This is a genomic window from Billgrantia antri, from assembly GCF_019430905.1.
GTDB lineage: Bacteria > Pseudomonadota > Gammaproteobacteria > Pseudomonadales > Halomonadaceae > Halomonas > Halomonas antri.
The window spans coordinates 81,856-98,222 of record NZ_JAHYCA010000003.1; the positions used below are offsets into that span (position 1 = coordinate 81,856).

Below are 16,367 nucleotides of genomic sequence, written 5' to 3' on the forward strand. Positions count from 1 at the left end.
ATGCATGCTCATGGCAGGAAGGTAAGCTCAGACCAGGCTGCGCGGTGCCCGCGCCGACGACCAGCGAGTCGGCCATTCACTGACCCATTCTGCAATCGCCTCCAGGTCGTCCAGATCGAGCCAATCGACCCCCTCCGGCACACTGACGGGAGGCTGACTGGCCACCGCCTTGACCCAGGGGTCCTCGGCCACGCGCAGCATCTTGCCTAGCTCCTCGCGGTACAGTTCCAGCTTGGGCAGGGGCCAGGCCTTGAAGCCTTCCACCAGCACCAGATCGGGGCGCTGACCGCGCACCGTCTCGATAAGTTGTGCCAGGTCGGCCTCTTCTTGTCCGGGGGTTTCCATCATCATGGCCCACCTGGCACGGGAGGCAACCAGCATAGGCGCGGCACCGGCCTGTCGCAGGCGATGACTGTCCTTCCCCGGCTGATCGACATCGAAACCGTGATGGGCATGCTTGATCACGGCAACACGCAACCCGCGTGCCGTCAGTCGTGGCAGCAAGCGCTCCAGCAGCGTTGTCTTGCCGGTGCCGCTCCAGGCGGCGATGCCGAGCAGCGGCAGCGCATCGTCGAAATCGAGATGGGCAGGCTCCGCAGATGTCATTAGGGTCCTCCCCTCCTCTTGCTATGCATACGCGCCTCCAGACGCCGCTTGTCCTCTTCGGTATTGAGGTTGCCGAAAGCCCCGGGGCAATCGCTGAAATCCACGCAGGTCCAGGCGTGGCGTTCGATCCAGCGACCGACCTTACGCTCCCCTGCGGCGAGGGCGGTGCAAAGGTCACCCGCCAAGGCACGCTCCAACAGCATCACCACAGGATGCCAACGCTCGCCGTCATGGGCCACGGCGATACGATGATGACCGATACCGGCCGTCATTCTGGTCACCAGGTCGTCCGGAAGCAGCGGCGTATCGCAGGGCACCACCAGCACCCACGGGGTTGTGGCGGCACACAGCCCACTGTAGATACCCATCAACGGCCCTTGAAAGCCGCCCTCGGTGTCGGTTACGACACGATCAACCAAGGTCCGATAGCGCTCGAGATGCCGGTTGGCGCTGATCAAAACCTCAGCCACGTTACCGGCCAGGTGCGCCCGGACATGATCCACCAGAGCCACCCCACCCAGCCGCTCCAGGCCCTTGTCGCGGCCGCCCATGCGGCTGCCCTGCCCTCCGGCCAGGATCAGGCCGGTGACATCGGTCAAGGGATCCAGGGCGCGGGCTTCTGATCGATCGGTCATGTCCCCATGATGCCTCAGCCTGCACGCCGGTGCCATGGCGAGTGCGCCAATGTGCATGCGCCATGATCCGGATCAGCTCATGCACGACGGCGGCAGCGAGGGTATCATGCGTCAAACAAATCGAACGCACCCTGGACCTGACAATGGATGGATTTGATGTGGGAAGCCGCCTGCGCGAATTACGCAAGGCGCGCAAGCTATCCCAGCGCGAGCTGGCCAAGCGAGCCGGTGTCACCAATAGCACCATCTCGCTGATAGAACAGAACAGCGTCAGCCCCTCGGTCAGCTCGTTGAAGAAAATACTCGATGCGCTGCCGGTTTCGATCAGCGCTTTCTTCGCCGGAGACGAACCCTCGTCACCGCGCGCCTTCTATCCCGCCGAAGAACTCACCGAGATCGGCGATGGCAACTTGTCATGGCGCTTGGTGGCGGCACGTCGCCCCGATCGCAGCATGTCGATCATTCATGAACGCTACCCGCCTGGAGCCGACACCGGCGCCGACATGCTCGAGCACGACGGCGAGGAAGGCGGCGTTGTGATTTCCGGGGAGATAGAGCTCACGGTGGCAGGCGAGGCCCAGATCCTGCGCGCGGGCGACGCCTACTACTTCGATTCCCGCCTGCCCCACCGCTTTCGCAACGTCGGGGACGGTGAGTGCGTGATCGTCAGCGCCAACTCCCCGCCGACCTTCTCGGAGGGCGGCAGAGAGTTGCATCACGCTTGAGCTCGATACGGAACCGCCTGCACTCGCCTACGCTGCGAACGATGCTCAAGGCTGTCCGTTATTCCTCTTCGGCGCCGGGCAGCACCCAGTTCAGCACGATACCCACCAGGGCCGCCAGGCTCACGCCCTGCAGGGTGAACTGACCACCGCCGAACTGCATGCCGCCGATGCCGAACACCAGGATCAGTGACACCACCACGAGGTTGCGCGGCGCCGTCAGGGACTGACCGGCGCGCACCAGCGTATTCATGCCCACCACTGCAATGGAACCGAACAGCAGAGTCATGATGCCGCCCATTACCGGGCCTGGAATGGTCTGCAGCAGCGCCCCGAGCTTGGCGACGAAGGCCAGGCCAACGGCGAGGCAAGCCGCCACGACCATGATCTTCGGATTGAACGCACGGGTCAGGGTTACCGCCCCGGTTACCTCCGAATAGGTTGTGTTGGGCGGGCCGCCGAACAATGCCGCCGCGGAGGTCGCCAGGCCGTCGCCCAGCAGGGTGCGGTGCAGCCCGGGCTTCTCCAGGTAGTTCCTGCGAGTGACCGAGCCGATGGCGATCATGTCGCCGATATGCTCGACGGCGGGAGCAATGGCCACCGGAATCATGAACAGGATCGCCGCCCAATGGAAACTCGGCGCCGTGAACGACGGCAAGGCCAGCCAGGCGGCTTCATGCACCGGCGCAAAGTCCACCACGCCCATCATCAACGCCATGGCATAACCTACCAGGATGCCGCCCATGATCGGCACCAGGCGCAACAGACCGCGCCCGAACACTGCCAATACCAGCGTGACCAGCAAGCTGGCCATCGACAGCAGGATGGCGGGACCATAGTCGATATGGTCGCTGGTCTCGCCGGTGGCCATGCTCACCGCTACCGGGGCCAGGGCCAGACCGATCACCATGATCACCGGGCCCACCACCACTGGCGGCAGCAGGCGATGCAACCAGGCCGTACCCTTCATGCGCACTGCCTGGGAGATCGCCACGTAGACCAGTCCCGCCGCCATTAGCCCCCCCATGGTGGCGGGCACGCCAAAGTTAGCCACCGAGCCCTGGATCGGGGCAATGAAGGCAAAGGACGAGGCCAGGAAAACCGGCACGGTGACCCGCGTCACGCCGTGGAATACCAAAGTACCGATACCGGCGGTGAACAGTGCCACGCTGGGATCGAGGCCGGTCAGCAAGGGTACGAGCACCAGCGCACCGAAGGCGACGAAGAGCATTTGCGCCCCGGTCAGAATTACCCTGGGCAAGGATTCGACCGGCACCTGCGCCGTCGCCACGTGTTCATTCATGGGAAGCTATCCTTCTTTTGTGTCATTGGTTCATATGAAGGCATCCTGCCCAGAAAAACGCCCCTGGATCGCAATCTCAGGGGCGTATTATCCGTATCGTATGGCTCACCGGGTACCGAAGATCTTATCCCCCGCATCGCCCAGACCGGGGACGATATAGCCATGCTCGTCGAGATGGTCGTCCACCGCCGCAGTATAGATTTCGATGTCGGGATAGACGTCCTGCACTCGCTTGATCCCTTCGGGAGCCGCCACCAGCACGATCACCTTCATCTGCTGACAGCCACGCTCTCGCAGCATGTCGAGCGTCGCCACCATGGTACCGCCGGTCGCCAGCATGGGATCGATGACGATCGCCATGCGCTCGTCGAGATCGCCGGCGAACTTCGCGAAGTAAGGCACGGGCTCGAGTGTCTCCTCGTCGCGGTAGAGCCCCACCACGCTGATTCGGGCGCTGGGAATCAGGTCGGTCACGCCATCCAGCATGCCCAGTCCGGCGCGCAGTATCGGTACGATGGTTACCTTCTTGCCCTTGAGCAACTTCACCGGAATCGGCTTGCCACTCCAGCCGTCGATGTTCTGCTCCTCCAATTCCAGGTCCTTGGTCGCCTCGTAGGTGAGCAACTTGGCCAGCTCACCAGCCAGCTCACGAAAGCTCTTGGTGCTGATGCCGGCTTCGCGCATCAGACCCAGCTTGTGCTGGACCAGCGGATGTTGAATGGCGTGGACGCTCATGACGGACCTCTCGGCGTGGGGTGGAAGTGGCGACGTGTGTCTTGTGGACGAGTCGCGCGCATTTTACCTGCAACCCGCGAGCAGGTTAAGGCATCTCCGCTACACGGTCGGCGCTTCGGGGGTAGCAGGCAGCTGCCAGTCGATCGGCTCGCGTCCCTTCGCTTCGAGATAGGCGTTGGCGCGGGAGAAATGGCGATTGCCGAAAAAGCCTCGGTGAGCCGAGAGCGGCGACGGGTGCGGCGACTCCAGCACCAAGTGTCGCGTCGTGTCGATCAATGCCTTCTTCTGCCGCGCGTGGCTTCCCCACAGCAGGAAGACGGACGGCGGCGCATGAGCGTTGACCGTCTCGATTGCACGGTCGGTGAAGGTTTCCCAGCCCTTGCCTCGGTGCGAACCAGCATTGCCCTGCTCCACCGTCAGCGAGGTATTGAGCAGCAGCACGCCCTGTCGAGCCCAGTACTCCAAGTTGCCGTGATCCACCGGCTGAAACCCGACATCGGCGGCCAACTCCTTGTAGATGTTGATCAGCGAGGGCGGCGTCGGTACGCCAGGGCGAACCGAGAAGCACAATCCATGGGCCTGGCTGGGGCCGTGGTAGGGGTCCTGCCCCAGGATCACCACCTTGACTTGCTCCAGCGGCGTCAGCTCGAAGGCCCGGAACCAGTTCGAGGAGTGGGGGTAGATGACCTTCCTGGCAGCCTTTTCGGCCGCCAGGAAATCACGCAGCGCCTGCATGTAGGAGGCCTCGAACTCGCCTCCCAACCAGCGCTGCCAACTCTCCGGCAAAGGACAGTTCATGTCGCCCTCGTCTCGCCTATCGCTTGACCTGATCGACCAGGGGCTCCACGTAAGCCACCCCCATGTCCCACGGGAACTGGATCCAGCAATCCTGGGCCACTTCGGTCAGGTACTGGTCCACCAGGGGGCGACCCTCTGGCTTGGCATATACGGTGACGAAATGCGCCTTGGGCAACATCTCACGTACCTTGCGTGCAGTCTTGCCGGTATCGACCAGATCGTCGACGAGTAGCCATCCATCACCATCGTGGTCGACGCCCTTCATCACGTCGAGGCCGCCCTGTTCCATGTGGTCGTAGCTGCTGATGCAGACCGTGTCGATCAGGCGCACGTTGAGCTCACGAGCAAATAGCGCCGCTGGAATCAGTCCACCACGGGTGATCGCCACGATACCCTTGAAGTCGCGCTCGACCAGGCGATGACACATCTCGCGCACGTCACGATGAAGCTGATCCCAGGAGACGGTGAAGTGCTGATGATAGCGGGCGTTGCTCATGATTTCGTCACTCGTCCTCATTGAAGGAGCAGACCGCAAAGACACTGAAGCCGGCCTCGCGAATCTTGTGTGACCCGCCGATCTCCGGCAGGTCGATGATGGTCGCAGTCTCCACCACCTGCCCGCCGGAGCGGGTGATGAGCTTGGCGGCGGCCAGCATGGTGCCACCGGTGGCGATCAGGTCGTCCATGATCAGGATCCTGTCGCCTTGGCGGAACGCATCGGAGTGCAGCTCCACCTCAGCCTGGCCGTACTCCAGCGTATAGGTCTCGCTGATGGTGCGGAACGGCAGCTTGCCCTTCTTGCGCACCGGCACGAAGCTGCAGCCAAGCTCATAGGCCACCGGTGCACCGATGATGAAACCGCGCGCATCGATGGCGGCAATCGCATCGAGCTCCATGTCCTGATAACGGTGCACGAAGCTGTCGATCAGCTTGCGGAAGGCCGAGCTGTTTTGCAGCAGCGGCGTGATGTCGCGAAAGTTGACCCCCTGCTGCGGCCAGTCGGGGACGGTTCGGATCACGGACTTGATGTAGTCGCCGTAAATGCTCATCGCAGCTCTCGGTGAGGAAATGTCAGTCTAGGAAGAGGAACTTCAACACGAACATGATCGCCAACACGACCACAGCCGGGTTGAGGTCGCGGAAGCGGCCGGAGAGGGTCTTGATAGCAGCGTAGCTGATGAAACCCAGCGCGATACCCTCAGCGATGGAGAAGGTCAGCGGCATGGCCAGGGCAGCGATCAAGACGGGAGCGGCATCGGTCGGGTCGTCCCAGTTGGCGTGGGACAGGCTACCCGCCATAAGTACCGCCACGTAGAGCAGCGCACCCGCCGTGGCGTAGGCTGGAATCGAGCCTGCCAGCGGGGCGAAGAACAGGCTGACCAGGAACAGCCCGGCCACTACCACGGCAGTCAGCCCGGTACGACCACCTGAGACGATGCCCGCGGTGGACTCGATGTAGCTGGTGGTCGTCGAGGTACCCAGCACCGCACCCGCCATGGAGGCGCCACTGTCGGCCATCATGGCGCGACCCAGCCGCGGCAGCTTGCCGTCCTTGTCGAGCAGGCCGCCCTTGTGGGCCACGCCCACCAGCGTGCCCGAGGTATCGAACAGGTCGACGAACAGGAAGGCAAAGATCACGCTGAGCATGGCTACGTCGAGCGCGCCGGCGAGGTCCAACGCCATGAAGGTCGGCGCGATGGAGGGCGGCATCGACATCAGGCCGCCATACTCGTTGTGCCCCAGAATCATGGCCAGCACGGTCACGCCGAGGATACCGATCATTACCGCTCCGGTGACACGTAGATAGGCCATGGCAGTAATGGCGAAGAAACCCAGCAGTGCATAGATCGCGGACGGCTCGGAAAGATCGCCCAGCGCCACGTAGGTGGCCGGATTCGATACCACGATACCGGCGTTCTTCAGCGCGATCATGGCCAGGAACAGGCCGATACCGGCAGCGATGCCCAGGCGCAGGGAGAGCGGAATGGAATTGATGATCCATTCACGGATCTTGAACACGCTTAACAGGAAGAAGGTGAAACCGGAAAGGAATACGGCGCCCAGCGCCGCCTCCCAGGTATAGCCCATGCCAAGCACCACGCCGTAGGTAAAGAAGGCGTTGAGCCCCATGCCGGGCGCCTGGGCGATCGGGTAATTGGCCCATAGCCCCATGATCAGACAGCCGACGGCAGCAGCCAGACAGGTGGCGACGAACACGGCGCCGTAATCCATGCCGGCTTCGGAGAGAATGCTGGGGTTGACGAAGATGATGTAGGCCATGGTCAGGAAAGTGGTAATCCCGGCGATGACCTCTGTCTTTACGCTGGTTTGGTGTTCTGTCAGCTTGAAGCGTCTTTCGAGGAGGTTCTTCATTTTTGGCATTCCTGCGCACAAGGGCTGTGTTCGGCCAGGGAGCGAGAAAAGCCGCACATGGTACCCAAAGGCCGTCGGCGATGCGAGGCCACCCTGGGAGCCATGCCACGGCACGGTTCGCTCTGTATAAGCAAACTCTACGCCATGCGCCAGCGTGGTTGCCAACGCAGACTTGACGAAACGGTCATTTGAAGCGTGCCTCAGACTCCACGCGAGGCAAGAACACGCTCTACCGTCTCGACGATGGCCTGGGTCTGGGGATCGATCTCGATGTTGACCCAATCGCCCGGCACGCGATCGACGAGAATGGTGCGCTCGAGCGTCTCGGGAATCAGGTCGACGCAGAAGCGCGGGCCGTGCTCGGGCGTGGCTCGCCCCACTTCACCGATCGTCAGGCTGATCCCGTCTACGCCGATGTAGCCCTTGTCGAACAGGAAGCGCCCCAGCGCATGGGGCACCTCGAACCAGAGGCGACGATTGTTGGGCGCCTGATCCAACTCCACCAGTTCGGCCATGGCCATGACATGTCCGGACATCGCGTGCCCACCGATCTCGTCACCGAAGCGCGCCGCTCGCTCGATATTGACGCGATCCCCTTCACGCAACGCACCGAGGTTGGTCACCCGTAGCGTCTCGCGCATCAGATCGAAGCTGACCCGTTCGCCTTCGATGGCGGTCGCGGTCAGGCAAACGCCGTTATGGGCCACCGAAGCCCCGAGTTCGAGCCCTTCGCGCAGGGCGGCTGGCAAGCTCACCACGTGGGTACGAAATGCCTCCGCCTCCTGGATGGCGACGATCTCGGCCGTCCCCTGAACGATGCCTGTGAACATGACGCCTCCTGGGCAGTCCCGACAATGGTGAGAATGTGTTAGGGCTCGCAGTGTAAGAATTCGCGACCGCAACGTCCATTGGCATGAACATCAGGCGACGCCCCTTCACCAGAACGATGCCATGCCGAACACACCGCCAACAGAACATTTTGCTAGCAATCGAACCGAAGGCTACAAACATACACCAATGCATTGACAGAGCGCTTCATTGACCCTACCATTCGCCATCACATTTCAGGCGCCGATTTGTACCCGGATTGCGGGCGCCCACGCCAAGGGGAAATGGAAAGCTCCATTCCCAGCGGCGTGAAGTGCAGCTAAAAGGGTGTGTCCAGCGTTGATGGCCACCCGCCAGGGTGGCCTTTTTTTCGTTCCGGCCATCCTCCTGGCTGCCGCTGAACCCGCTCCACCGGGGGACGGCCTCTCAGGAAGCCAGATGATCACGCTAAGCAACGTTTCCAAGACCTACCACCTCACCGGCACAAAAAGCCGGCTACCGTTCGCCGCCCGCCGGCGCGATACGCCGCCGCGAACTATCGAGGCGCTCAAGAGCGTCGACCTCCACGTTCCTCAGGGCAGCATTCACGGTGTCATCGGCCTCTCCGGGGCCGGCAAGTCGACGCTGATTCGCTGCGTCAACCTGCTCGAGCGCCCCTCCAGCGGCAGCGTCGTGGTCGACGGCCAGGAGATGACCGACCTCTCCGCCACCGAACTCAACCAGGCACGTCATCGCATCGGCATGATCTTTCAGCACTTCAATCTGCTGACAACGCGCAATGTCTTCGACAACGTGGCACTGCCGCTGGAGCTGATGGGCCTGAAGCGTGGCGCCATTCGCGAACGCGTACTGCCGCTGCTGGAACTCACCGGGTTGGCCGACAAGGCTCGCCAGTTTCCCGCCCAGCTCTCCGGCGGCCAGAAGCAGCGCGTGGCGATCGCCCGGGCGCTGGCCAGCGAACCTCGCGTACTGCTATGTGACGAAGCGACCTCGGCGCTGGACCCACAAACCACCGGCTCGATCCTCACCCTGCTGCGCGAGATCAACCAGAAGCTCGGCCTGACCATTCTGCTGATCACCCACGAGATGGAGGTGGTCAAGTCGATCTGCCACCGGGTCAGCCTGATCTCCGACGGCGAGCTGGTCGAAGAAGCCGAGGTCGGAGACTTCTTCACCGCCCCGCGCACCCGGCTCGGACGCGAGTTCCTCAATGATTTTCTCCAGCTCGAACCGCCCAAGGCACTGGTGGAAAGACTCGAGGAGGAGCCAGGCGAGCATACCCACCCCGTGGTGCGCCTGGCGTTCTCGGGCGACGCGGTCTCGACCCCGCTGATCTCCCGCCTGGCACGTGAGTGCGGCGTGGACGTGAGCATCCTGCAGGCCAAGGTGGAATCGATCCAGGAGCGCACCCTGGGGCTTATGATCGCCGAACTGCTCGGCTCCCCCGAGCAGACTTGCCGCGCCATCGACTACCTCGAAACCCATGATCTTCACGTGGAGGTGCTTGGCCATGTCCAGCGCGATGATTGACCTGATTCTCCAGGCGACCCTGGACACGCTCTACATGGTCGCCGTATCGGGCGTGATCTCGGCCCTGTTTGGCGTACCGCTGGGCGTGATGCTCTACGTCACCCGGCCACGCCAGATCCTCGCACGTCCGGTACTCAACCAGGTGCTCGGCATGGTGACCAACATCGGCCGCTCGATCCCCTTCATCATTCTGATGGTGGCGATCATCCCCTTCACACGCCTGGTCGTCGGCACCTCCATCGGCACCAACGCCGCCATCGTGCCATTGACCCTGGCCGCCATCCCCTTCGTCGCCCGCCTGGTGGAGGGTGCACTCAACGAGATTCCCCCCGGGCTGGTCGAAGCGGCCCAGTCGATGGGCGCTACGCCCCATCAGATCATCACCAAGGTGCTGCTGCCAGAGGCCCGCGGCGGCATCATTACCGGCTTGACCATCACCATCGTCACCTTGGTGAGCTACTCGGCCATGGCCGGCGCCGTTGGCGGTGGCGGCCTGGGCGACCTGGGCATTCGCTACGGCTACAACCGCTTCAACCCCACCATCATGCTGATCACCGTGGCCATCCTGGTGGTCATGGTGCAGGGCTTCCAGAGCCTGGGGGACACCCTGGTACGCAAGTCGGATCGCAAGTGACGCCACACCCAAGGAGAATGACCCAATGCAAGCAACCCTGACCCGCCTGCTCGGCGCTGCCACCCTGGTCGGCACTCTCGCCACCACCAGCCTGCTCGCCGGCTGCGGCAACGACGATGCCGAATCGCGCACGATCAAGGTCGGCACCATGTCCGGCCCCGAGTCGGAGGTGATGGAAGTCGCGGTCCAGATCGCCAAGGAGCGCTACGACCTCGAGGTCGAGATCGTCGAGTTCACCGACTACGTCTCGCCCAATGCCGCACTTGCCGACGGCAGCCTCGATGCCAACGCCTTCCAGCACGAGCCATACCTGCAGAGCATGGTCGAGGATCGCGGCTATGAGCTGGCCGTGGCCGGCCACACCTTCGTCTATCCGATCGGCGCCTACTCGGAGAAACATGACAGCATCGAGGCCCTGCCCGACGGCGCCATCGTCGCCCTGCCCAACGACCCGACCAACGGCGGGCGCGCCATGATTCTGATGCACAACGCCGGCCTGATCACCCTCGACGACCACGAGAACCTCGAGGCCACGCCGGTCAACGTGGTCGAGAATCCCCACGACTTCCAGTTCCGTGAAATCGAGGCGGCCCAGCTTCCACGCGTGCTGCCGGACGTCGACCTGGCCTTCATCAACAATACCTTCGCCCAACCGGCCGGCCTGCATCTGGATGACGCCCTGCTCAAGGAGGGCCCGGAATCTCCCTATGTAAATATCATCGCCGTGCGCGAAGGGGATCAAGACCGCGAGGAGATCGAGCAGCTGGTTTCCGCCTACCAGAGCGAAGAGGTTGCCGCAAAGGCCCAGGAACTGTTCGACGGTGGCGCCGTGCCCGGCTGGAAGTAATGCCGAGACTTGTCACCGACTGAACGACAACGGGCCGACGCCATGCGTCGGCCCGCTTGCTTGGCAATGTGGTCGGATCAGCCGATCTTGCGCTCGACCTTGTCGATTCGGCCCTCCAGGCTCTGATCCTTGTCGGTGGCCGTGGCAAGGCGGATTGCACTGTCGACCCGCGGCGCACCGCGCTCATGCAGCACGTCATGGCAGCGCTGAACGACCTGCATCACCTCCTCCCATGACCCCTCCAGGTTGGTACCGTGGGCATGCAGGCGATACTTGAGCCCTGCCTCTTCGATCACCTCCTCGCAGGCGGCGATATGGGCTGACAGCGAAGCTCCGGCCCCGATTGGGGTGACATTGACATCGGCAACCACGCGCATACTCAATCCTCCTGATCGGTCAAACGGCAATCCCTACCCGAAACCTAGTGCCGCCCCGACCATTGTTCAAACCCAAGGCAAAAGGAGACTCCATGGCATCGAAAACTCCCGATTACGCACTGCTCGCCCGACAGCTCGACGCCCTGATGGATAGTGCCGACTGGCTGGTCAATGCCGCCCAGATCACCGCCTTTATCATGCAGCAGGTGGATGAACTCAATTGGGTGGGGTTTTACCTGCAGCGCCAGCCCGAGCTGCTCACGCTTGGCCCCTTCCAGGGCAAGCCTGCCTGCAACCCTATCCCGTTCGATAAAGGCGTGTGCGGTGCCGCTGCCCGTAGCCGCCAACCGCAGCGCATCGACGACGTTCATGCCATCGCCGATCATATCGCCTGCGACGCCGCATCGAACTCGGAGCTGGTGATCCCGCTCATGCGGGAGGGAACGCTGTGGGACGTGCTCGACCTGGACAGCCCCCGCCGCGCACGCTTCAGCGAAGAGGATCAGGCGGGCATCGAGCGGCTGGTGAAAGTCTTCCTCGAGCGCACGAGCCTGCCAGATTGGCTTGCTGCGCCATAACCATGCGGCACGAAAACAAGCGATGCAGAAATAAGAAACGCCCCGTGGCGATGATATGCCACGGGGCGTTTCGGAATTCTGGTAGGACCAGGCGGATTTGAACCGCCGACCTCCACGATGTCAACGTGGCGCTCTAACCAACTGAGCTATGGTCCTGGATAATCAGGAGAGCTGGTAGGACCAGGCGGATTTGAACCGCCGACCTCCACGATGTCAACGTGGCGCTCTAACCAACTGAGCTATGGTCCTGCTTCCGGCTTTCATTGCCGCCAATCTGCGCTGCGGCAACGGATGCATATCTTACCGATATCGCTGCATTTTGCAAGCTTCAAGCTTGGCTTTTTACACGCTCGACCGCCTCGAGCCAGCCTCGATAAAGCCGTTCACGCTCGACCTCCGGCATACTGGGGATAAAGCTTTTCTCACAACGCCACAGCTCGGCGATCTCCTCCAGATCGCGATACCAACCGAAGCGCAGCCCTGCCATGTAGGCAGCTCCCAGCGCCGTCGTCTCGAGCACCGTGGGACGATCCACCTGCACGCCCAACATGTCGGCCAGAAACTGCACCAGCCACGAGTTGGCCGCCATGCCTCCATCGACGCGCAGCGTGCCCGGCGGGACCCCCATGTCATCGCTCATGCAGACCTGAAGATCACGTGTCTGGTAGCACACCGACTGCAGCCCGGCGGCAACTATCTCGGCGATCCCGGTATCCCGGGTCAGCCCGAGGATCGCGCCCCTGGCCTTGGGATCCCAATGCGGCGCCCCCAGGCCGGTAAAGGCCGGCACCAGGTAAACGCTATGCCCGTCGCGGGTCTGTTTGGCCAAGGCCTCGGTCTCGGCGGCCTCCTTGAACAGCTTGAGACCATCGCGTAACCACTGCACCGCTGCCCCGGCCACGAAGATGCTGCCCTCCATGGCGTAGGTGGTCTTGCCACCCAGCCGATAGGCCACCGTGGTCAGCAGCCGATTGCGCGACGCCGCCGGCGTGTCGCCGGTATTGACGATCATGAAGCAGCCGGTGCCATAGGTGCTCTTGCCCATGCCCGGCTCGAAGCAGGCCTGCCCCACCAGCGCGGCCTGTTGGTCGCCCACGATACCTCCGACTGGCAGCTCGACTCCGAGCCACTGGGCATCCGCGGCGCCGAAGTCGTCACTGCTGTCGCGCACCTCCGGCAACAGGCTGGGTGGGATGTCGAACAGCTTGAGGAGGTCGTCATCCCACTGCTGGGTGTGAATGTTGAACAGCAGCGTGCGCGAGGCGTTGGTAGCGTCGGTGGCGTGCACACGGCCATCGCTCAGCCGCCACAGCAGGAAACTGTCCACCGTGCCGAAGGCCAGCTCACCGCGCTCGGCGCGCTCCCTGGCGCCCTCGACATTGTCCAGCAGCCATGCCAGCTTGGTTGCCGAGAAGTACGGGTCGACCAGCAGGCCGGTGCGTGACTGGACGAGTTCGGCATGGCCTAGATCGCGCAGCTGCTGACAGAAATCGGCGGTACGTCGATCCTGCCAGACGATGGCATTGTAGAGCGGACGCCCCGTCGCACGGTCCCACAGCAGCGTAGTCTCGCGCTGGTTGGTCATGCCGATACCGACCAAGGCGTCAGGCGTGATCCCCGCCTGCTCCACCACCTCCCGGCACGTCGCTAGCACCGTCTCCCAAATATCCTCCGGATCATGCTCGACCCAGCCATCGCGAGGGAAGTGCTGGGGAAACTCTCGCTGCGCAACACGAACCACATGACCGCCGCGGTCGAAGAGAATGGCCCGAGAACTGGTGGTGCCCTGGTCAATGGCGAGAAGATAGTCGGCCATGTTACGCCTCGTCGTTGTATGTTCGTTTATGATCACCAAGAGTACTGGAGAATGTTCGCATTGCTTTACGACTTTCGTAGAATAAAACCGTAACCGCCTGCCGACGGCGCGCCGAATCGCTTACACTCGCGTGATCGAAAGGGAGCCGACATGAACCAGCAACAGCGCCAAGATGCCATCATTGACCTGGTGCGCCGTCAGGGCTATGCCAGCATCGAGCAGTTGACCGAGCATTTCTCCGTCACCCCCCAGACCATACGTCGCGACCTCAATGCACTGGCGGAAGAGGGCATGATCCGCCGCGTGCACGGCGGGGCGGGGCTCGAGTCGAGTACCGTCAACACCGCCTACAGCACGCGCAAGAACCTCAACCTCGATGCCAAGCGGCGCATCGCGGCCCTGGTGGCCAAGCACATTCCCGATCACGCTTCGCTGTTCATCAACATCGGCACCAGTAACGAAGTGGTCGCGGAGGCCCTGCTCGATCATCAAGGTCTCGAGGTGATCACCAACAACCTCAACGTGGCGGCCATTCTCCAGCACAAGGAGGACTTCAACGTCATTATCGCCGGCGGCCAGGTTCGTTCACGCGATGGTGGCATCATCGGCGAGGCGACGATCGATTTCATCAATCAGTTCAAGGTGGACTTCGGCATCATCGGCATCAGCGGCATCGACGAGGACGGCTCACTGCTGGAGTTCGACTATCAGGAAGCCCGCGTCGCCCAAGCCATCATCCTCAATTCCCGCCAGGTCTACCTGACCGCCGATCATTCGAAGTTCCACCGCAACCCCGTCGTACGCCAGGGTAACATCGCCCAGCTGGACGCCCTGTTCACCGATCGCCAGCCCCCCGAGCGCATCGTGCATCTCATGCAGGTCAACGGCGTCGCCCTGCATATCGCCTGACTCTTAGCCGCTCAGACACTGCCGACACCCCCGGTGACGGCAGTGTTGTCTGCGAACCCTTGATGTTCGGTTGTGATTGCTCTATTTTCGTTTTCAACCATCAGCGATTCAACCGGCACCGCTCCGGCGGCCCCAAGTTCGGAGTTTTCTCTCCATGGCGCAGACGTCCCGCAAGCTACTCGATACGTTCATCATCGGCGGCGGCATCAACGGTACCGGCATTGCCAATGACGCCGCCGGCCGTGGGTTGACGGTCGGCCTGTGCGAACAGGGCGATCTGGCCGGTGCCACCTCGTCGGCAAGCAGCAAGCTGATCCATGGCGGCCTGCGCTATCTCGAACATCATGAGTTCCGCCTCGTCGGTGAAGCCCTGCGCGAGCGTGAGGTCCTGTTGCGCAAGGCACCGCACATCATCTGGCCGCTGCGTTTCATCCTGCCGCATCGTTCTCATCTACGCCCCGCCTGGATGATCCGCGCGGGACTGTTCCTTTACGACCATCTGGGCAAGCGCAAGACCCTGCCCGGCTCGCGCGGTGTTCGCTTCCCTGCCGACTCGCCGCTGAAACCGGAGATGATGCGCGGTTTCGAATATTCAGATTGCTGGGTCGATGATGCCCGACTCGTCGTGCTCAACGCCCTTCAGGCGCGCGAGAAGGGAGCTGAAATCCTGGTACGTACGCGCTGCACGAGGGCTCGGGAGGAGAACGGCACCTGGCGGATCGAGCTGGAAGACACCCGCAGCGGGGAGCGCTTCGAACGCCATGCACGAACCCTGGTCAATGCCGCAGGGCCTTGGGTCGAACAGGTGGTGCGCGAGCAGGTGGCGCGCCCTTCACGCTACTCCATTCGCATGATTCAGGGCAGCCATCTCGTCGTACCGCGCCTCAACGCCGACGATCGCGCCTATATCCTGCAGAACAGCGATCGACGCATCGTCTTCGTACTACCCTACGAGGACGACTTCAGCCTGGTCGGTACCACTGACCACCGTTATCAGGGCGACCCGTCCCAGGCATCGATCAGCGCGGCGGAAACAGAGTACCTGCTCGGTGTCGTCAACCAGCATTTTCGGCGCCAGCTCGATCGCCGCGACGTCATTACGAGCTTCTCCGGCGTACGCCCGCTGTGCGACGACGAATCGGCCGACCCCTCGGCCATGACCCGCGACTACACCTTGGCCCTGGACCAAACCGGCGCTCCGCTCCTCTCGGTGTTCGGCGGCAAGATCACCACTTACCGCAAGCTGGCGGAAGCCGCACTGAGGCAGCTTGCTCCCGCCCTGCCCGACATGGGACCGAGCTGGACGGCCACGTCCGCCTTGCCTGGAGGCGACATCGAGGGTCAGGCCCCCTTCATGGCGCAGCTGCTTAGCGACTATCCCTGGCTCGGTGAGTCACGCGCGCGCCGCTTCGCCCGTACCTATGGCAGCCTGTGCCTGCGTTTTCTCGGGGGCGCCGAGAAACCGGAGGATCTGGGAGCAGCGTTCGGTGCAGGCTTGACGGCAGCCGAGGTCGACTACCTCATCGAGCAAGAGTGGGCAATCGATGTCGAGGATATCCTGTGGCGGCGAACCAAACTCGGCCTGCGACTCACGCCACGCCAGGTCGATGCCCTGAAGCAATATACCGAAAAGCACCGCCACGGACTGGCTGCATGAGGCTCACATCGCTTAGGCT

The 16,367-nt window shown here is 62.7% G+C and carries 18 protein-coding genes and 2 tRNA genes; 7 read left to right on the top strand and 13 right to left on the bottom strand.

The genetic code is table 11. The features are described 5' to 3' along the window. Positions 1-27 precede the first annotated feature (27 nt). Complete coding sequence (mobB, locus tag KPL81_RS08415; RefSeq protein WP_219791445.1) at positions 28-606, bottom strand: molybdopterin-guanine dinucleotide biosynthesis protein B; 579 nt, start codon at positions 604-606, stop codon at positions 28-30. Next, positions 606-1,241, bottom strand: a complete 636-nt coding sequence (gene mobA / locus KPL81_RS08420; protein ID WP_219791446.1) for a molybdenum cofactor guanylyltransferase MobA — start codon at positions 1,239-1,241, stop codon at positions 606-608. Before mobA ends, mobB begins: the two co-directional genes overlap by 1 nt. A gap of 143 nt (positions 1,242-1,384) precedes the next feature. On the opposite strand from mobA, the gene KPL81_RS08425 reads away from it, so the two are divergent. Next, positions 1,385-1,966: a cupin domain-containing protein gene (locus KPL81_RS08425; RefSeq protein WP_219791447.1), complete on the top strand. Its 582-nt coding sequence runs from the start codon at positions 1,385-1,387 to the stop codon at positions 1,964-1,966. Between the two features lie 58 nt (positions 1,967-2,024). Here the strand turns inward: KPL81_RS08425 and KPL81_RS08430 are convergent, their stop codons facing one another. The 7 genes from KPL81_RS08430 to KPL81_RS08460 form a co-directional block, all read right to left on the bottom strand. Continuing rightward, complete coding sequence (locus KPL81_RS08430) at positions 2,025-3,266, bottom strand: uracil-xanthine permease family protein (protein WP_219791448.1); 1,242 nt, start codon at positions 3,264-3,266, stop codon at positions 2,025-2,027. A gap of 105 nt (positions 3,267-3,371) precedes the next feature. Further along, complete coding sequence (upp, locus tag KPL81_RS08435) at positions 3,372-4,001, bottom strand: uracil phosphoribosyltransferase (protein ID WP_219791449.1); 630 nt, start codon at positions 3,999-4,001, stop codon at positions 3,372-3,374. Positions 4,002-4,100: 99 nt separating this feature from the next. Further along, on the bottom strand, positions 4,101-4,799 hold the full coding sequence (gene ung / locus KPL81_RS08440; protein ID WP_219791450.1) for a uracil-DNA glycosylase: 699 nt from the start codon (positions 4,797-4,799) through the stop codon (positions 4,101-4,103). Positions 4,800-4,815: 16 nt separating this feature from the next. Beyond that, positions 4,816-5,295: a xanthine phosphoribosyltransferase gene (gpt, locus tag KPL81_RS08445; protein ID WP_209472246.1), complete on the bottom strand. Its 480-nt coding sequence runs from the start codon at positions 5,293-5,295 to the stop codon at positions 4,816-4,818. A 7-nt stretch (positions 5,296-5,302) separates the two neighbouring features. Continuing rightward, positions 5,303-5,848, bottom strand: coding sequence for an adenine phosphoribosyltransferase (locus KPL81_RS08450; protein WP_209472247.1), 546 nt, complete (start codon positions 5,846-5,848; stop codon positions 5,303-5,305). A 22-nt stretch (positions 5,849-5,870) separates the two neighbouring features. Then, positions 5,871-7,172: an NCS2 family permease gene (locus tag KPL81_RS08455; RefSeq protein WP_219791451.1), complete on the bottom strand. Its 1,302-nt coding sequence runs from the start codon at positions 7,170-7,172 to the stop codon at positions 5,871-5,873. Positions 7,173-7,372: 200 nt separating this feature from the next. Next, positions 7,373-8,002 carry a riboflavin synthase subunit alpha gene (locus tag KPL81_RS08460; RefSeq protein ID WP_219791452.1) on the bottom strand — a complete coding sequence of 210 codons (630 nt, stop codon included), beginning with the start codon at positions 8,000-8,002 and terminating at the stop codon, positions 7,373-7,375. Between the two features lie 436 nt (positions 8,003-8,438). Here KPL81_RS08460 and KPL81_RS08465 point away from each other — a divergent pair, with 436 nt between their 5' ends. From KPL81_RS08465 to KPL81_RS08475, 3 genes are read left to right on the top strand one after another with little or no spacing between them, the layout of a single operon-like run. Continuing rightward, positions 8,439-9,530, top strand: a complete 1,092-nt coding sequence (locus KPL81_RS08465) for a methionine ABC transporter ATP-binding protein (protein ID WP_219791453.1) — start codon at positions 8,439-8,441, stop codon at positions 9,528-9,530. After that, positions 9,511-10,164: a methionine ABC transporter permease gene (locus tag KPL81_RS08470; RefSeq protein WP_219791454.1), complete on the top strand. Its 654-nt coding sequence runs from the start codon at positions 9,511-9,513 to the stop codon at positions 10,162-10,164. The genes KPL81_RS08465 and KPL81_RS08470 overlap by 20 nt, the downstream gene beginning before the upstream one ends. 25 nt (positions 10,165-10,189) lie before the next feature. Further along, positions 10,190-11,011, top strand: coding sequence for a MetQ/NlpA family ABC transporter substrate-binding protein (locus KPL81_RS08475; protein ID WP_219791455.1), 822 nt, complete (start codon positions 10,190-10,192; stop codon positions 11,009-11,011). A 77-nt stretch (positions 11,012-11,088) separates the two neighbouring features. Here the strand turns inward: KPL81_RS08475 and KPL81_RS08480 are convergent, their stop codons facing one another. Beyond that, complete coding sequence (locus KPL81_RS08480; protein WP_209472253.1) at positions 11,089-11,388, bottom strand: MTH1187 family thiamine-binding protein; 300 nt, start codon at positions 11,386-11,388, stop codon at positions 11,089-11,091. Between the two features lie 92 nt (positions 11,389-11,480). Between KPL81_RS08480 and KPL81_RS08485 the strand changes: the two genes are divergently transcribed. Continuing rightward, positions 11,481-11,966 (top strand): GAF domain-containing protein, encoded by a 486-nt coding sequence (locus KPL81_RS08485; protein ID WP_219791456.1) that lies wholly within the window; start codon positions 11,481-11,483, stop codon positions 11,964-11,966. Positions 11,967-12,045: 79 nt separating this feature from the next. On the opposite strand, the gene KPL81_RS08490 is transcribed toward KPL81_RS08485, so the two are convergent. From KPL81_RS08490 to glpK, 3 genes are all read right to left on the bottom strand, one after another. Next, positions 12,046-12,122: transfer RNA gene (locus tag KPL81_RS08490), tRNA-Val, on the bottom strand. A gap of 16 nt (positions 12,123-12,138) precedes the next feature. Beyond that, positions 12,139-12,215: transfer RNA gene (locus KPL81_RS08495), tRNA-Val, on the bottom strand. A gap of 79 nt (positions 12,216-12,294) precedes the next feature. Then, positions 12,295-13,782, bottom strand: a complete 1,488-nt coding sequence (gene glpK / locus KPL81_RS08500) for a glycerol kinase GlpK (RefSeq protein ID WP_219791457.1) — start codon at positions 13,780-13,782, stop codon at positions 12,295-12,297. 150 nt (positions 13,783-13,932) lie between these two features. On the opposite strand from glpK, the gene KPL81_RS08505 reads away from it, so the two are divergent. Further along, complete coding sequence (locus KPL81_RS08505; RefSeq protein ID WP_209472256.1) at positions 13,933-14,691, top strand: DeoR/GlpR family transcriptional regulator; 759 nt, start codon at positions 13,933-13,935, stop codon at positions 14,689-14,691. Positions 14,692-14,845: 154 nt separating this feature from the next. Continuing rightward, the gene (gene glpD, locus KPL81_RS08510; RefSeq protein ID WP_219791458.1) at positions 14,846-16,348 is read left to right on the top strand and encodes a glycerol-3-phosphate dehydrogenase; all 1,503 of its coding nucleotides are present in this window, start codon (positions 14,846-14,848) and stop codon (positions 16,346-16,348) included. Positions 16,349-16,367: the final 19 nt, after the last annotated feature.

Excerpts from the sequence above, each read along its gene's own strand:
- mobB (WP_219791445.1), bottom strand. The coding sequence starts at position 606 with ATGACATCTGCGGAGCCTGCCCATCTCGATTTCGACGATGCGCTGCCG.
- mobA (WP_219791446.1), bottom strand. The coding sequence starts at position 1,241 with ATGACCGATCGATCAGAAGCCCGCGCCCTGGATCCCTTGACCGATGTC.
- KPL81_RS08425 (WP_219791447.1), top strand. The coding sequence starts at position 1,385 with ATGGATGGATTTGATGTGGGAAGCCGCCTGCGCGAATTACGCAAGGCG.
- KPL81_RS08430 (WP_219791448.1), bottom strand. The coding sequence starts at position 3,266 with ATGAATGAACACGTGGCGACGGCGCAGGTGCCGGTCGAATCCTTGCCC.
- upp (WP_219791449.1), bottom strand. The coding sequence starts at position 4,001 with ATGAGCGTCCACGCCATTCAACATCCGCTGGTCCAGCACAAGCTGGGT.
- ung (WP_219791450.1), bottom strand. The coding sequence starts at position 4,799 with ATGAACTGTCCTTTGCCGGAGAGTTGGCAGCGCTGGTTGGGAGGCGAG.
- gpt (WP_209472246.1), bottom strand. The coding sequence starts at position 5,295 with ATGAGCAACGCCCGCTATCATCAGCACTTCACCGTCTCCTGGGATCAG.
- KPL81_RS08450 (WP_209472247.1), bottom strand. The coding sequence starts at position 5,848 with ATGAGCATTTACGGCGACTACATCAAGTCCGTGATCCGAACCGTCCCC.
- KPL81_RS08455 (WP_219791451.1), bottom strand. The coding sequence starts at position 7,172 with ATGAAGAACCTCCTCGAAAGACGCTTCAAGCTGACAGAACACCAAACC.
- KPL81_RS08460 (WP_219791452.1), bottom strand. The coding sequence starts at position 8,002 with ATGTTCACAGGCATCGTTCAGGGGACGGCCGAGATCGTCGCCATCCAG.
- KPL81_RS08465 (WP_219791453.1), top strand. The coding sequence starts at position 8,439 with ATGATCACGCTAAGCAACGTTTCCAAGACCTACCACCTCACCGGCACA.
- KPL81_RS08470 (WP_219791454.1), top strand. The coding sequence starts at position 9,511 with ATGTCCAGCGCGATGATTGACCTGATTCTCCAGGCGACCCTGGACACG.
- KPL81_RS08475 (WP_219791455.1), top strand. The coding sequence starts at position 10,190 with ATGCAAGCAACCCTGACCCGCCTGCTCGGCGCTGCCACCCTGGTCGGC.
- KPL81_RS08480 (WP_209472253.1), bottom strand. The coding sequence starts at position 11,388 with ATGCGCGTGGTTGCCGATGTCAATGTCACCCCAATCGGGGCCGGAGCT.
- KPL81_RS08485 (WP_219791456.1), top strand. The coding sequence starts at position 11,481 with ATGGCATCGAAAACTCCCGATTACGCACTGCTCGCCCGACAGCTCGAC.
- glpK (WP_219791457.1), bottom strand. The coding sequence starts at position 13,782 with ATGGCCGACTATCTTCTCGCCATTGACCAGGGCACCACCAGTTCTCGG.
- KPL81_RS08505 (WP_209472256.1), top strand. The coding sequence starts at position 13,933 with ATGAACCAGCAACAGCGCCAAGATGCCATCATTGACCTGGTGCGCCGT.
- glpD (WP_219791458.1), top strand. The coding sequence starts at position 14,846 with ATGGCGCAGACGTCCCGCAAGCTACTCGATACGTTCATCATCGGCGGC.